Genomic DNA, 14,502 nt, shown 5'->3' with positions numbered 1-14,502 from the left:
GAGTTTTCTAAATATGAAAAAAATTGTGTGTGCGTGTGGTTATGAAAATCCAGAAGGGACACATCTCTGTGCACAGTGCGGTAGACCGCTAACAAAAGAAGATGAAGAAAAAAAGGTCGTTGATATGCGTTATGATGGAACAGCCATTCGTTCTAAAACGTATAAAACATCTTTTATAGATCGAATTTGGAATTTCTTTTCAAGCGTCAAAGTAGGCGTATCGCTCATCGTTATTACGCTCGTTCTTGCTGCCATTGGTACATTTTTACCGCAAATCATGTTTGTATCCGTCCCACCAGGTATGGAAACAATCGATGTTTATGAAGAAAAGTATGGTTTTTTCGGTAAAATCTATTATGTATTAGGATTTTCAAATATTTATGCTTCTTGGTGGTTCCAAACAATTGTCGGGATGTTAGCTGTCTCGATTATTATCGCTAGTCTTGATCGTGGTATTCCACTTTATAAAGCTCTAAAACACCAACGTGTGCGTCGCCATGCGTCGTTTATGAAGCGTCAGCGCCTTGTATCTGAAACAGGAGAAGATGAAAAGCAAGCTGTTGAAACATTTGAATTAGCAGAGCAAACGCTAAAATCAATGCGCTATCATGTTAGAAGAGAACAAGGTGCATTACTGGCTGAAAAAGGACGTTTTTCTCGTTTTGGACCGTATATCAATCATGTTGGGTTAATTATTTTCATAACAGGTGTCATGTTACGCTTGATGCCTGGTTTTTATGTAGATGAAAGCCTCTGGGTGCGTGAAGGTGAAACAACTGCCATTCCAGGTGTAGAAGGTTATTACATAAAAAATAATCAATTTATTTTAGAAACATATGATGAAAAAGATTTAAAAGGACAAGATTCTGAGCGAGTAGAACAAGCGATTAATACACGCGCTAAAAACTATCAGACAGATGTGACCTTGTATAAAGAAGATGGTACACCTTTAGCTGGTGATACAGCCGATTTACAAAAAATCGGTCAATATAGCATTCAAGTAAACAAACCATTAAAATATGATGATTTTGCTCTATATCAAACAGACTTCAAACAAGATGAATTGAAGACGATGACGTTTGATTTAGTTAATAAAACAAGTGAAAAATCTTTAGGACAAATTACGATTGATTTACGTAACCCGAAAAAAGAATATGTAATTAACAAACAAACAAAAGTAGAACTACAAAAATACTATCCAGATTTTACGGAATTTAAAGATGGTGAACCTCAAACAGCTTCATCTATTCCAAACAATCCAGCTTTTATTTTTAAGATGGTAACACCTGAACAGCCAAAGGGTGAAACAAGTTTTGTAGCAATTCGCCAAACATTAGAGCCATTTGGAGAAACGACATATAAAATGAAGTTCCAATCTGTTGAAACGCGAGATGCTTCGAATCTAACCGTTCGAAAAGATAAAACATTACCGATTTTGTTAGTCGGAGGTATTATTTTTATGATTGGTGTAACAATGGGTTCTTATTGGAGTCATCGTCGTATCTGGTTGCAACGAACAGAAGATGGTCGTGTGTTACTTGCAGCGCATACGAATAAAAATTGGTTTAGCATGAAAAAAGACGTAAGTGAAGTATGCACATCTGCGCATTTAACAGACTATCATGATCAGCTAGAGGAGAGAGAGAAACAATGAATCTATTAGATCTTAGTGGGACATTACTATTAATCGCTTTCATCGCTTATTTACTTGCTATTTTATTATTTGGTGGTGCGATTCGCCATAAACAACGCGATGTTTCTACCTCAAATAAACATTGGGGTAATGCTGCGATGGTTGTAACGATCATGGGGTTTATAAGCAATGTAGGGTATTTTATTACACGTTGGGTTTATGCAGAACATGCGCCTGTTAGTAATATGTTCGAATTCGCTACAGCCTTTGGTATGTTTATTGTTGGTGCGTTTTTAATTATGTATTGGATGTACCGTTTAGCAACACTTGGTATCGTAGCTCTATCAATTGCAGTGCTGCTCATCGCATTTGCAAGTATGTTCCCAAGTGACGTGACGCCTTTAATTCCAGCATTAAAATCATATTGGTTAACCATTCATGTTATTACGACGGTAATTGGCGAAGCTATCTTAGCGATGAGTGCTATAGCAGGTCTCGTTTACTTACTTAAAACAGTATCATTTAAAAAGCCAGGTAAGGAGCGTTTCTGGTTAGAAGTTGTGATGTATAGTTTAGTAGTCGTGATTGGTTTTGTTGTTGTAACCGCAACTTTTAGTAGTATGCACTATGAGGCGAAGTTTAGTTATATCGACAAAGAGCAACAACAAGCGGAAATTACGTATAACACACCACCGCTATTCGGTATGCATGAAAGTAAGGCATTAAAGCCTGAGCACATGCAACCACTTATGGACATGCCCGCTAGCATTAATGCGAAAAAGTTAACAACCGTCGTTTGGTCATTTATTGTCGGTACGATTTTATATGGATTATTGCGTTTATTCTGCCGAAAACCTTTGGCGCAAGTCGTACAACCACTTGTGAAACAGACGAATATTACGCTGATGGATGAAATCGGCTACCGAGCTGTATTAATCGGATTCCCTGTTTTCACGCTAGGTGCACTTGTCTTTGCAATGATTTGGGCACAAGAGGCGTGGACGCGTTTCTGGGCGTGGGATCCAAAAGAAGTTTGGGCGCTCATTACATGGTTGTTCTATGCGGCTTTCTTACACCTTCGTCTATCGAAAGGGTGGGAAGGGAAAAAATCTGCTTGGTTAGCTGTGATTGGTTTTGCAATTATTATGTTTAACTTTGTCGCAGTGAATTTAATTATTGCAGGCTTGCATTCATACGCAGAATAGTAAAAATAAAAGAGAGTAGTATTCGCTTCGAGAGGAGAGAAGCTGCTCTTTTTTACTCGAAAAGTAACTGTGGCATAATCAGAAAAAGTCATTTAAAATAGAATTTGTATGGTAAAAAAAGGATGATTTATTCCGTTTTCCTGTTTAATTTGAACAAACGGTGGATAAAAGCGTCAAAATCGTGTCAATCCTGTGTACACTAGATGTGGTTTCCTTTTCATTTATATGACGGGGTTGTACAATAAGACTATAAGAGTCCGGGGAGGAATTATTTGTGAGTGAACAAATTTCAATTTTAGTTGTAGATGATGAAGATCGTATTCGTCGTCTCATTCGAATGTACTTAGAACGTGAAGGATACTTAGTAGAAGAAGCAGAGAATGGTGTAGAAGCCGTAGAGAAAGCTTTAGAAAATGACTACCACTGTATCATTTTAGATATCATGATGCCAGAGATGGACGGCTTACAAGCGGCAGAAAATATTCGTGAGAAAAAGACAACACCAATTGTCTTATTAACAGCAAAAGGCGAAGAAGCGAATCGTGTACAAGGGTTTGAAATTGGTGCAGATGACTATATTGTAAAACCATTTAGTCCACGTGAAGTTGTATTGCGTATTAAAGCGATTTTACGTCGCTCAGCTGCTTACTCACCTATTTCATCTACATCGGCTTCAAAAGATTTAGTAGTCTTCCCGCATCTAACAATTGACCATGATGCGCACCGCGTTTCAGCAGATGGGGAAGAAGTGAACTTAACGCCGAAAGAATACGAATTACTTTATTTCTTAGCGAAGTCACCAGATAAAGTATTTGACCGTGAGCAGCTATTAAAAGAAGTATGGCATTATGATTTCTTCGGTGATTTACGTACAGTAGATACGCATGTAAAGCGTTTACGTGAAAAGTTAAATCGCGTATCAGAAGATGCGGCGAAGATGATTGTAACGGTTTGGGGCGTAGGTTATAAATTCGAGGTCGTAAATGACTAGAATATGGAATAGTGTTGTCGGGAAGCTATGGGTAACCATATTGCTTCTCGTTTCATTTGTACTGTTTATTTTCACAGTACTCATGCTCGAATTTTTATCGAATTTTAATACACAACAAGCAGAAAAAACATTACGCCAAGAAGCTACAACCATTGCACGAATTGTGAATGAACATGATTCGCTCGCTGCTACAGAATCCATTATTAACGATATTTTAGGAGAAGAAACGAATGCTTTAATTTCTTCTAAGCAAGGGAAGATTCAATATTCACTTCAAGAAGGGTTAAACCAAAAAGAAATTCGTGAAAAAATCATTCAAAATCATGCTTTTGACAAGGTCTATGAATCAGATGAACCGATTGTAAAAGAGATGTTATTACCATCTACAACAGATAAAGAACATATGGAGAATTATATTGTACTCGCGTCGCCGATTAATGTAGACCAAAAAGTGCATGGTGCAGTTTTCATCTATCAAAGCCCAGATGCTGTTCATCGTACGACAAAAGAGACAACAAAAATCGTCTTTTTATCTGCTGCAATTGCTTTAGTGTTAACGACATTCTTTGCGTTCTTCTTATCAAGTCGTATTACTTCACCGCTTCGTAAAATGCGTGAAGCTGCATTTGAAGTCGCAAAAGGCAAGTTCGATTCAAAAGTACCTGTATTGAGTCGTGATGAGATTGGACAGCTTGCAACAGCCTTCAATCAAATGGGTAGACAGTTAAAGCACCATGTGGAAGTCATTAATCAAGAGAAAGAACAGTTATCAAGTATTTTAACGTCTATGACAGATGCAGTAATTACGTTTAATCGTGATCGTACGATTTTGTTAAGTAATCCACCAGCAGAGTTGTTATTACAAAAATGGTTCTTATCGAAAGAAGATCAGTCAAAACCATTGCCAATAGCTATCTATCATATGCTAGAACATGTACTTGATTTAGAAGAAGAACTAGAGGAAGAATTAGAAATTGATGGTGCATATTATGTCATTTCAATCAGTCCTTTATATAGCGCTGAATCAGTACGTGGTGCAGTAGCTGTTTTACGAGATAAGACAGAAGAACACCGCCTTGATAAATTACGTTCAGACTTTATTGCGAATGTATCACATGAACTACGCACGCCGATTTCGATGCTTCAAGGATATAGTGAAGCGATTTTAGATGGTGTTGTATCATCTGAAGAAGAACGAAATGAAATGATGCGTATTATTTATGATGAATCACAGCGTATGAGCCGATTAGTAACCGATTTACTCGATTTAGCGCGTATGGAATCTGGGAAGATGCGTTTATATCTTGATGACTTAAGTATTAATCAAGTATTTGAACGTATGACACAGAAGTTCGTACAGCGCGGGAAAGAAAAAGGAATCGAAGTAAGTTATGAAACAGAGTTCTCAGATGATGCGCGCGTTCAGATTGATGAAGACCGCATCGAACAAGTTGTAACGAATTTAGTGGATAACGCAATTCGTCATACAGCAAGTGGCGGCCATGTAAAAGTGCTAGCAGACCAATATGCAGGACAAGTGCGCATTCGTATTCAAGACGATGGTGCTGGTATTCCGAAAGAAGACCTTGCATATGTCTTTGAACGCTTTTATAAAGCAGATAAAGCACGAACAAGAGGTAAGGGTGGCACAGGTTTAGGTTTAGCTATTGCGAGTAATATTATTAATGCACATCGAGGTCGTATTACAGTAGAAAGTGAAGTAGATGTAGGTACAACCTTTACATTCTTCCTACCACTACCAGATGAAATTTAATGAATAAAGAAAAAGTCTTGAATTCGAGAGAAACTTCTCTTTACAATTCAAGACTTTTTTTGTATGATGAATGTGTGAAAAAAATAAATACGGTTCATCTTCGGGGCAGGGTGTAATTCCCGACCGGCGGTAATGAAGTGTTTAACATTTCTCAGCCCGCGAACCTTAACAGGTTGATTTGGTGCAACTCCAAAGCCGACAGTATAGTCTGGATGGGAGAAGGTGAAGGTACAGCGTTGTGTTCAAAAAAAATGAGTGAACAACGTTTATTTAATGTTGCCTAATTCTCCCGCGTAGAAGTACTTCTACGTGGGATTTCTATTTTAAATAAGCACACGCAGCCTTACCTCTTTTTGAAGTGATCCGCAACAAAAGGAGAAAACAGAATATGAAGAACAAGAAGTTACGTCGCATGATTGCAATTGGGATGCTAAGTAGTATTGCATTTTTACTACACTTAATTAATTTCCCAATTCCGCCATTCCCGAATTTTTTAGAGGTAGATTTCGGTGATATCCCAGCGTTAGTCGCAATGATTATTATGGGACCACTTGCAGGGATTTTAGTCGAGTTACTAAAGAATGTCATTGACTGGGTATACACAGGCAGTCCAACGGGTGTACCAGTAGGGCATATGGCAAACTTTGTAACAGGCTTATTATTTATCCTTCCAACGTACTTTGTTTATAAAAAATTAAGTACAAAAAAAGGATTGGGAATTGGTCTTGTTGTAGGTACAATCTCTATGGCAGTAGGTATGAGTGTATTAAATTACTTCGTCTTTATGCCAATGTATAATTACTTCTTAAACATGCCTGTTGAAACAGGGGCTGCATTACGTGCTACAATCGTAGCGGGTGTGCTACCATTCAATATTATTAAAGGTGTTCTTGTAACAATTGTCTTCCTACTATTATTTAATGTAATGGGTAAGTGGATGACGAAAGAACGCAGAAGTTTCCAAGCATAACGATAAAAAAGCTTTGGCATTTTCTTAAATGCCAAAGCTTTTTGTATGAGTTTTAATGTTGTACACGTAGTAATTGCGCATGTAATAAGCGATTTCGTACAACAATACCTGCTAATGCAGATAAAATGGCTTTAATCACACCAACAAGTAAGAATGGATAGACACCACCCATAAATGCACCAGTCCAAGATAAATCAGCACTGAATTTTAGCCAGATTGTACCGAAAGCAAGTGTTACAATCATTCCGATAATATTAGCAATGATTGCTTGTACCTTTGTAAAACCGAATCTTTCAAGGTATAAACCGATTGCTACAGCTGCTGGTAAGAAGCCGATAATATAGCCACCAGTTGGTCCTGCAACAACGCCTAGACCACCTGACATACCACTGAAGACTGGAATCCCAATTGCGCCTAGTAATATGTAAATAAACACAGATAGTGAGCCATAACGAAGTCCTAGAATTGTAACAGCTAAACCAATTGCAAATGTTTGTCCTGTAATTGGAATGAGTGGCAGTGGAATCGTAACCTGTGCAAAAATCCCGATAATTGCTGCGAATAATGCGGAAAGAATCCACATCTTCAATTGTTCATTTCTCATAAAAATCCCCTTTGTGTAAACTTATTTTAAAAGTAGTTAACCAAAATATAATGAAAAAATGAAAAAAGGTCAACACTTTTTTTCGTGACAACAACGTAAAGTATGCGACGAATATGACAGAAAAATATCATTTTAAAGTAACAACTTACAATAAATGTCAGAGAATTTGCAAAAAGATTAGAAATATGTATAATAAGACAAAGACGATTGAACAAATTAAAAAATAAGAAATTTGCTTCAATATGAGAAAAAATGACTGATAAAATAGAGAGGGGAAGCTTTGTGACCGAAAGGAAACTACTCAGTGCTTTCATTACATCTCTTGCTGCGTTTTTTATATTACCGATGCTATATAGTAATCAGCAAGATGATTTTTTGACTTCGGCATTAAACATTAGTATGTATTCATTTCCTTTGATTTTTACATATGGATTGATCATATCCTATGTATCGGACTTTTTTGCTTCATCCAAACGAAATATTTCAGGTGTATCTTTTTTATTCCATTCTTTACTAGGTTCAACAGTAGCTGTACCGATTTTTATTTATAGTTGGATGAATGATGAAGTCGAAACGGCGATGCAACCAGAAATTTGGACAGCAGGCTTTACATTAGGCGCGGTATTTTTCACAGCCGATGTTTCGTTAAAGTATTTAGGGAAGTATTTAGTATTAAATAGAGGAGCTTAGTTCATTCGAATGAATTGGGCTTTACGTAATTTGAAACATACATAACTAAAAGTATAGAAGTATAACATATGAAAACAGGTTGGGATATACGTGTAAAAAACATTATCCCACATAAGCATAAGAAAAACTGGAATCGCGCTGTGGCGCGGTTCCAGTTTTTCATTGCGAACGCTAAAAAGGAAAGTGAAATATTTGCTCAGCCTTTTCTTACGATTATTGGGAAGGTGATTTAAAGTAGTCAAAGATAAACTGTTGGAATTTTTGAGCAGCAGGTGATAAATAACGTCCTTCAGACCAAGCCATACCAATAATACGCTCAGCATTGACATCTGTTAGTGGGATTTTGGTAATACGTTTTTGATTAATTTCATCACCTTCAGGCAGAATTGATACACCGAGTCCAGCAGCTACAAAACCAGCAACGGTTGCTACTTCATCGCCTTCGAATGTAATACGTGGTTCAATATTTTTCTCTTGGAATAATTCATCCATTTGAATACGAAGAGCATAACCTTTTTTTAATAAGATGAAAGATTCTTGACCAAGTTCTGTTAATGTAATCGACTCTTTATTTGCTAGCTCATGGCTGCTTGGTACAATCGCAACTAATTGCTCCCGCCATAACTCCCGCCATTCAATTGGCTTCTCTACTTCCATTTCTGCAAGTAAACAAAGATCTAAATCACCAGACTTCAATTCGAGTAATTGTAAATGCGTATGGTTTTGTTTTAAAGAGAAGTGGATTTGTTCATTTTTTTTACGGAAATGTCGAATTAAATCAGGTACCACATTCGTTCCGAGGGTGTGCAAAAAACCGAGTGATACTTCACCATGATTGGGGTCAACAATTTGTTGAATCTCCTGTAAACCAGCCTGATATTCTCGCATAATATTATGTACACGTTTTACAAATAGTTCGCCGTAGCGATTGAGGCGAATTGAGCGTCCTTGACGTTCGAATAACGGGACCCCAAGCTCGTCTTCTAATCTGGCAATAGAGCGACTAAGAGCAGGTTGAGAAATGGATAATTGTTCTGCTGCTTTTGTCATATGCTGAATTTTTGCGAGCATTTGAAAATACTCCAGTTGTTGCCATTCCATCTGTTTTCCCCCTAAACTTTCATAAATGTAATCGTTCTTTGATCCGCGTCATATAAACACCATTCGCGATGAAAGATGACAGAACCGACATTGATGGCATAACGTTTTTTTGTTAAATGAATAGGTTCATTCCATTTGAAAGGTTGTGTAATTCCCTTATGGAAAAGTGCAGAATGATGACTATGCCCCAAAAAAGTAAGTGGCTCACTATTTTTTTTAATGACAGGTGTAACATCATCTAACCATTCAAATTGATGCCCGTGAATTAATAGAGCGCCTTCAATCTCCATTGTTTCAGGTAAAGATTCAAAAAGTGTTTGCCCAGTTACTTGCATGATGCGCAATTCTTGGTTTCCGATAATAGAAGGGAAATCAAGTAGTTGAATGAAATCATATGGTAATTTAGCAGCCACATGTAAAGGAAGTGACTGTTTTTTATGTGCCTTCTTTTTACTAATCGTACATTCAAATAAATCACCCAAGCCGATACGAATAGCAGAAGAAGCTGTTGCATCAATATGTTCTAAAACGGATTGTGTATCCTCTTTATGGGAATGTAAATCCCCTAATAAAGCATATTTCATAAAATAACTCCTTTTAATCCTCAATTAATAATAGTTTACCAAATAATTAGGTCACTTTATATAAACATGTATTTTTAAAAAAGCATAATATGGGTAAATGAGTAAAAAATAGTATAAAGAACTTGTATCAATGATATGATAGAAGTCATTCTATGGGGAAAAGGACGTGTATCTGTGAAAGATTTAAATAGAATGAAGCAATCAATAGTACTCGCTATTGGTATTCTTTTAGCGAGCGCCTCTTTTACACCAATAATATTAGTACATGCGAAAATGACTTCACAAGAATTAATACAGAAAAAGTTAATAATCGATAAGAAAATTATACAACTAGAACGTGAAACAGAAAGACTCCAAGCGAATCTACAATATAAAATCAAAGAATTTCGTCAAACACAATCGGATATTGCAGATACAGAAAAAGAGTTAAAAGAAGTAGGAGGACGTATGCAAGATCGCTCAAAAATAATTGATGAGCGCATGGTTGCCTATCAAAGTCAAAAATCAACGATTAATTTATACGTCGATGTGTTATTAGAGTCAGAGAGCTTATCTGATTTATTAACAAAATCAATATCAATTAAAACATTATTAGATGCAGATCGTTCATTACTAAATCAACAAACAGAAGATCGAGATGAATTAAAGACATTGCAAATAACGCTACAAATGAAAAAAGAAAAGTTGCAAAAACAATTTCAAGCGATGCAAGAACAAGAAAAAGATTTAGAAGTGAAAAAAGTAGAAAATAATGCTAAATCTTTAAAATTAAAAGAACAAATTGCAACAAAGAAGAAAAAAGAGAAATTAGAACGTGAACGAATCGTCAAAGAAAAAGAAGCAGCTCGTTTGAAAGCTTTAGCAGAAAAAGAATTTTTAGCACAACAAGTAGCTGGAGAGTCAGAAGAAGTAGGAGCAGCGATGAATGCAGGGAATGGTACAAATGGAGCGAAGGTAACAGATGCGAACCAGCAAGTACCTACTGTCGAAGGTTCAGCAAAAGTTAAGACAATTATAGAAGAAGCAAGTAAATATCTAGGAACATCTTATGTATGGGGAGGTTCTAATCCAGCAACGGGCTTTGATTGTTCAGGTTTAACCCATTGGTCATTTAAAAAAGCAGGTATATCTATTCCTAGAACTTCTGCAGCACAGTATTTAGCATCTAAAAAAGTTAGTGCCACAGAAGCACGAGCAGGAGATTTAATCTTCTTTAGTTATGGAAGCGGCGTAGCGCATGTAGGGATTTATCTAGGGGATGGACGCATGTTAAATGCTCAAAATAACGGTGTCGTTGTTGAGTCATTAGATTGGTGGAATCAATATTTAGTAGGATATGGACGCTTCATATAAACGATTTATCAAAATCTAGAATTGCCTTAGCAAGAATAGATTTTGATAAATTTTTCATGGTACACTAGTATAGGCAATTATGTACATAGAATAAGGTATTTTCATAATTGTGTAAAATGGTTACAATAAAATACACAGAAGGGAGCTTTTCTTGTTTGAATAATAAACTAAATCCAAAGATTTGGTTTGTATTATCAAACTTATTGATTGTTTTTTTAGGAATTGGATTAATTGTTCCAGTTATGCCGACGATTATGCGTGAAATGGGATTAGACGGAAAAACAATGGGATATCTCGTTGCCGCTTTTTCATTGACGCAATTACTCGTTTCACCTATTGCTGGAAAATGGGTAGATCGTTTTGGGCGTAAACGCATGATTGTTATCGGGATGTTCATCTTCGGATTATCTGAGTTACTATTTGCAGTAGGTCATGTTGTTGAGTTGCTTTATTTATCACGTTTTATTGGTGGGATAAGTGCTGCTTTTGTCATGCCAGCCATTACAGCATATGTAGCCGATGTTACAGATATCAAACAACGTCCAAGAGCGATGGGCTATGTATCAGCCGCAATTAATACAGGATTTATCTTAGGGCCAGGAATTGGCGGTTTTTTAGCGGAAATTAATATTCGCGCACCATTCTTCACAGCAGCTCTTTTAGGGTTTATTGGTGCTGTTTTTTCGATTCTGTTTTTAAAAGAACCAGAACGAGAACAAGTGCACTCTGAAAAACCAATAAAAACAGAAGCAACAAGTTTGAAAATTTTACTACAACCAATTTTCTTTATACCTTTTTTAATTATTTTTATTTCTTCTTTTGGACTTTCGGCATACGAAACTATCTATGGGTTATTTTTAGATCGACAATTCCAATTCACAGCGAAAGATATTGCGATCTTATTAATTTTGAGTGGTGTACTTGGTACGGTATTCCAAGTCTTTTTATTCGACAGTTTAACACGGAAATTAGGAGAAATTAATTTAATTCGTATCTGTATTTTTGTAGCCGCAATAATGATGATTTTTATGATGAATGTATCATCATTTATATCAATTTTACTTGTGACATTAATGGTCTTTTTGACTTTCGATTTAATTCGTCCGGCCTTAACAACATATTTATCTAAAGTTGCTGGTCAACAACAGGGATACATTAGTGGATTAAATTCGTCATTTACAAGTGTAGGGAACATTATTGGACCAATTATTGCAGGTGCATTATTTGATTACCAAGCATATTCACCCTATGTTTTTTCGATGGCTGTGCTGTTAATTAGTTTAGTAATCGCTATGTTTTGGAGACAACCAAAAAAGTTATTGTAGGGGGCGTGTAACATGCATTTACACAAAAAACTTTCAATGAACTACCCAATTATACAAGCACCAATGGCTGGTGTGACAACACCTGAAATGGTCATCGCAAGTCTAGAGACAGGAATTTTAGGCTCGATTGGTGCAGGGTATATGTCTGCAGATGCAACACGAGATTTTATTCGCCAAGTAAAAAAATATTCATCTAAACCATTTTTAATTAATCTTTTTGCACATGAAGTACCACCAGTTGTACAACACGAGATTACCATTGCAAAACAAGCATTGATTGATGCGAAAATTGACAATCAAATTAAAAGGGATGAGGTGAAATTGTCTAAATCCCAATATGATGAGCAATTAGCTGTTGTTTTGGAAGAAGGTGTTGCCGCTTGTTCGTTTACATTTGGCGTACCTACACCTTTACAAATTCGTCTTTTAAGAGAAAAAGGTATTCTCGTTTTCATTACAGCTACTTCACTTGAAGAAGTTCATGTAGCGAGTCAATTGGGTGTAGACGGTATATTCTTGCAAGGAATGGAAGCAGGAGGTCATCGTGGTTCGTTTATTGAGCCATTTCAGTATATACCGTTAAAAGATTTATTTACACAGGCAAAAGATATAACGAATATTCCGTTAATTGTTGCAGGTGGGATTGCAACAAAAGAACAAATGGATTGGTATTTAAAACAAGGGGCAGAAGCGATTACATTAGGAACTGCTCTATTAGTAAGTGACGAAAGTGGCGCTCCTTCAGCACATAAAGAACGTATTTTATGTGCTGAAACAGATGAAACCGTTCTCACAAAAATGTTTTCTGGAAAACCAGCTCGAGGTATTATGAATGGTTTTATTGAAAAGATGGAAATGATGCCTGTTGCTCCTTTTCCATATCAAAATGATTTAACAAAAGGGATTCGTGCAAGAGCAGCTTTTGCAAATAATTCCGAGAATATGTCTTTATGGGCAGGAACAAATTTACACCATGCAACGAAAGGAACAATTCGAGAGATTATTGAACGATTTGTTCATGCAGATTTATAAAATAAAGCGAGAATCGTACGTGAACAGTACGTTTCTCTTTTTTTATGTATGAAGCATAAAAAAAGAAGCAGGAATAAGATCCCTACTTCTTCGCTTATTATTAAATACCTAGAATATTATAGCCAGAATCTACATAAATAACTTCGCCTGTTACACCGCTTGAAAGTTGGCTTAACATAACAATTGTCATATTCGCTACTTCTTCTTGTGTAATGTTGCGACGCATTGGTGCAGCTTCTTCGATTTTATTTAGAATTTGATTAAATGATGGAACAGCTTTCGCTGAAATTGTTTTGATTGGTCCTGCTGAAATGGCATTTACACGAATGTTGTCTTGACCGATATCTGCTGCTAGATAACGTACAGATGCTTCAAGAGCTGCTTTTGCGATACCCATTACATTGTAGCCTTCTAACACACGGTCAGCGCCTAAGTAACTCATCGTTACAATCGAACCGTTCTCTGTCATATAAGGATGTGCAGCTTTTGCAACAGCGATTAATGAATAAGCACTTGTATCTTGTGCGAAAGCATAACCATCACGAGATGTTTCAAGGAAGCGGTTTTTTAAATCCTCTGTTAAAGATGAAGCAACAGAGTGTACGATACCATGAATAACACCACGTTTTTTACCGATTTCATCAAATGCTTGTTGGATACTCTCATCACTGTTAACATCACATTGAATGACATCATAAGTAGACGCATCAACATCTGCTAATAGCTTTTGTAATTTTGCTAGTGAACGATCTTTACGGTATGTAAATGTAACGTGTGCACCAATTGAGAATAATGATTTTGCAATACCCCATGCAATACTACGGTCGTTGGCAACACCCATTACGACGATATTTTTATCTTTAAAGTTTAATAAATTTTCCATAATAGCCCCCTACATATAGTTACTATTAGTACCTGATACTAAAATTTTAACGTACTCATAGCGCGAATGCAACTATTATTTTGCAACAAAGCCAAATACATTTTTAATAAGATGAACAGAGGCAAGGCTTAAAATGCTCGCTACTATGAGTAATAATACATGTCGAACATTCTCAGAGAAAAAATAAAGAGGCGTAAAATGTGTCATAAATTGAGCGTATGCAGCACCTAAAATAATAAATAACACGAGTTGAATGGAATAGTTGATAAAATATTTCATTTTAAACCTCCTTATAATCATAGCAGTATGTATATAACACGATACCCATTTAAAGTAAGTATAAACTAAATTGAGAGA

15 protein-coding genes and 1 riboswitch are annotated in these 14,502 nt (G+C 36.3%); of the genes, 10 read left to right on the top strand and 5 right to left on the bottom strand.

What is annotated here, in order from left to right:
* Nucleotides 1–13: 13 nt before the first annotated feature.
* The 5 genes from resB (at nucleotide 14) to ASO14_RS09900 (ending at nucleotide 6,573) form a co-directional block, all read left to right on the top strand.
* A complete protein-coding gene (resB, locus tag ASO14_RS09920) occupies nucleotides 14–1,654 on the top strand; it encodes a cytochrome c biogenesis protein ResB (protein WP_068454510.1) in 1,641 nt (546 codons plus the stop codon).
* Nucleotides 1,651–2,838, top strand: coding sequence for a c-type cytochrome biogenesis protein CcsB (gene ccsB, locus ASO14_RS09915; RefSeq protein WP_068454507.1), 1,188 nt, complete (start codon nucleotides 1,651–1,653; stop codon nucleotides 2,836–2,838). Before resB ends, ccsB begins: the two co-directional genes overlap by 4 nt.
* 274 nt (nucleotides 2,839–3,112) lie before the next feature.
* Entirely contained in the window at nucleotides 3,113–3,829 is a 717-nt protein-coding gene (locus ASO14_RS09910; protein WP_068454504.1) for a response regulator transcription factor, read from the top strand.
* On the top strand, nucleotides 3,822–5,603 hold the full coding sequence (locus ASO14_RS09905; RefSeq protein WP_068454500.1) for an ATP-binding protein: 1,782 nt from the start codon (nucleotides 3,822–3,824) through the stop codon (nucleotides 5,601–5,603). The genes ASO14_RS09910 and ASO14_RS09905 overlap by 8 nt, the downstream gene beginning before the upstream one ends.
* A 92-nt stretch (nucleotides 5,604–5,695) precedes the next feature.
* Nucleotides 5,696–5,831: riboswitch (FMN riboswitch) on the top strand.
* Nucleotides 5,832–5,991: 160 nt separating this feature from the next.
* Complete coding sequence (locus tag ASO14_RS09900) at nucleotides 5,992–6,573, top strand: ECF transporter S component (protein ID WP_068454497.1); 582 nt, start codon at nucleotides 5,992–5,994, stop codon at nucleotides 6,571–6,573.
* Nucleotides 6,574–6,625: 52 nt separating this feature from the next.
* Here the strand turns inward: ASO14_RS09900 and ASO14_RS09895 are convergent, their stop codons facing one another.
* Nucleotides 6,626–7,177 carry a biotin transporter BioY gene (locus ASO14_RS09895; RefSeq protein WP_068454494.1) on the bottom strand — a complete coding sequence of 184 codons (552 nt, stop codon included), beginning with the start codon at nucleotides 7,175–7,177 and terminating at the stop codon, nucleotides 6,626–6,628.
* Between the two features lie 282 nt (nucleotides 7,178–7,459).
* On the opposite strand from ASO14_RS09895, the gene ASO14_RS09890 reads away from it, so the two are divergent.
* Both ASO14_RS09890 and ASO14_RS15045 read left to right on the top strand, forming a co-directional pair.
* Nucleotides 7,460–7,867, top strand: a complete 408-nt coding sequence (locus ASO14_RS09890) for a hypothetical protein (RefSeq protein WP_068454491.1) — start codon at nucleotides 7,460–7,462, stop codon at nucleotides 7,865–7,867.
* Between the two features lie 68 nt (nucleotides 7,868–7,935).
* On the top strand, nucleotides 7,936–8,100 hold the full coding sequence (locus tag ASO14_RS15045) for a hypothetical protein (protein ID WP_156422369.1): 165 nt from the start codon (nucleotides 7,936–7,938) through the stop codon (nucleotides 8,098–8,100).
* On the opposite strand, the gene ASO14_RS09885 is transcribed toward ASO14_RS15045, so the two are convergent.
* Nucleotides 8,081–8,968, bottom strand: coding sequence for a LysR family transcriptional regulator (locus tag ASO14_RS09885; protein WP_068454488.1), 888 nt, complete (start codon nucleotides 8,966–8,968; stop codon nucleotides 8,081–8,083). The genes ASO14_RS15045 and ASO14_RS09885 overlap by 20 nt on opposite strands.
* A gap of 11 nt (nucleotides 8,969–8,979) precedes the next feature.
* On the bottom strand, nucleotides 8,980–9,552 hold the full coding sequence (locus ASO14_RS09880; protein WP_068454485.1) for a metallophosphoesterase family protein: 573 nt from the start codon (nucleotides 9,550–9,552) through the stop codon (nucleotides 8,980–8,982).
* A gap of 192 nt (nucleotides 9,553–9,744) precedes the next feature.
* Here ASO14_RS09880 and ASO14_RS09875 point away from each other — a divergent pair, with 192 nt between their 5' ends.
* The 3 genes from ASO14_RS09875 (at nucleotide 9,745) to ASO14_RS09865 (ending at nucleotide 13,262) form a co-directional block, all read left to right on the top strand.
* A complete protein-coding gene (locus tag ASO14_RS09875; RefSeq protein ID WP_082701572.1) occupies nucleotides 9,745–10,905 on the top strand; it encodes a C40 family peptidase in 1,161 nt (386 codons plus the stop codon).
* 155 nt (nucleotides 10,906–11,060) lie between these two features.
* A complete protein-coding gene (locus tag ASO14_RS09870) occupies nucleotides 11,061–12,230 on the top strand; it encodes an MFS transporter (RefSeq protein WP_068454482.1) in 1,170 nt (389 codons plus the stop codon).
* A gap of 12 nt (nucleotides 12,231–12,242) precedes the next feature.
* On the top strand, nucleotides 12,243–13,262 hold the full coding sequence (locus tag ASO14_RS09865) for an NAD(P)H-dependent flavin oxidoreductase (protein WP_068454479.1): 1,020 nt from the start codon (nucleotides 12,243–12,245) through the stop codon (nucleotides 13,260–13,262).
* A 100-nt stretch (nucleotides 13,263–13,362) separates the two neighbouring features.
* Here the strand turns inward: ASO14_RS09865 and ASO14_RS09860 are convergent, their stop codons facing one another.
* Nucleotides 13,363–14,145, bottom strand: a complete 783-nt coding sequence (locus ASO14_RS09860) for an enoyl-ACP reductase FabI (protein ID WP_068454476.1) — start codon at nucleotides 14,143–14,145, stop codon at nucleotides 13,363–13,365.
* Nucleotides 14,146–14,220: 75 nt separating this feature from the next.
* A complete protein-coding gene (locus ASO14_RS09855) occupies nucleotides 14,221–14,424 on the bottom strand; it encodes a hypothetical protein (protein WP_068454473.1) in 204 nt (67 codons plus the stop codon).
* Nucleotides 14,425–14,502 lie beyond the last annotated feature (78 nt).

The organism is Kurthia sp. 11kri321, assembly GCF_001534765.1.
GTDB classification, from domain to species: Bacteria; Bacillota; Bacilli; order Bacillales_A; family Planococcaceae; genus Kurthia; species Kurthia gibsonii.
The sequence above is the reverse complement of the archived record's forward strand: the minus strand, read 5'-3'. Positions and strand labels throughout refer to the sequence as shown.

What these genes read in the sequence shown, in the direction of transcription:
- ASO14_RS09905 (WP_068454500.1), top strand. Translation starts at nt 3,822, where the DNA reads ATGACTAGAATATGGAATAGTGTTGTCGGGAAGCTATGGGTAACCATA.
- resB (WP_068454510.1), top strand. Translation starts at nt 14, where the DNA reads ATGAAAAAAATTGTGTGTGCGTGTGGTTATGAAAATCCAGAAGGGACA.
- ASO14_RS09900 (WP_068454497.1), top strand. Translation starts at nt 5,992, where the DNA reads ATGAAGAACAAGAAGTTACGTCGCATGATTGCAATTGGGATGCTAAGT.
- ASO14_RS09875 (WP_082701572.1), top strand. Translation starts at nt 9,745, where the DNA reads ATGAAGCAATCAATAGTACTCGCTATTGGTATTCTTTTAGCGAGCGCC.
- ASO14_RS09865 (WP_068454479.1), top strand. Translation starts at nt 12,243, where the DNA reads ATGCATTTACACAAAAAACTTTCAATGAACTACCCAATTATACAAGCA.
- ASO14_RS09885 (WP_068454488.1), bottom strand. Translation starts at nt 8,968, where the DNA reads ATGGAATGGCAACAACTGGAGTATTTTCAAATGCTCGCAAAAATTCAG.
- ASO14_RS15045 (WP_156422369.1), top strand. Translation starts at nt 7,936, where the DNA reads ATGAAAACAGGTTGGGATATACGTGTAAAAAACATTATCCCACATAAG.
- ASO14_RS09860 (WP_068454476.1), bottom strand. Translation starts at nt 14,145, where the DNA reads ATGGAAAATTTATTAAACTTTAAAGATAAAAATATCGTCGTAATGGGT.
- ASO14_RS09895 (WP_068454494.1), bottom strand. Translation starts at nt 7,177, where the DNA reads ATGAGAAATGAACAATTGAAGATGTGGATTCTTTCCGCATTATTCGCA.
- ASO14_RS09855 (WP_068454473.1), bottom strand. Translation starts at nt 14,424, where the DNA reads ATGAAATATTTTATCAACTATTCCATTCAACTCGTGTTATTTATTATT.
- ccsB (WP_068454507.1), top strand. Translation starts at nt 1,651, where the DNA reads ATGAATCTATTAGATCTTAGTGGGACATTACTATTAATCGCTTTCATC.
- ASO14_RS09880 (WP_068454485.1), bottom strand. Translation starts at nt 9,552, where the DNA reads ATGAAATATGCTTTATTAGGGGATTTACATTCCCATAAAGAGGATACA.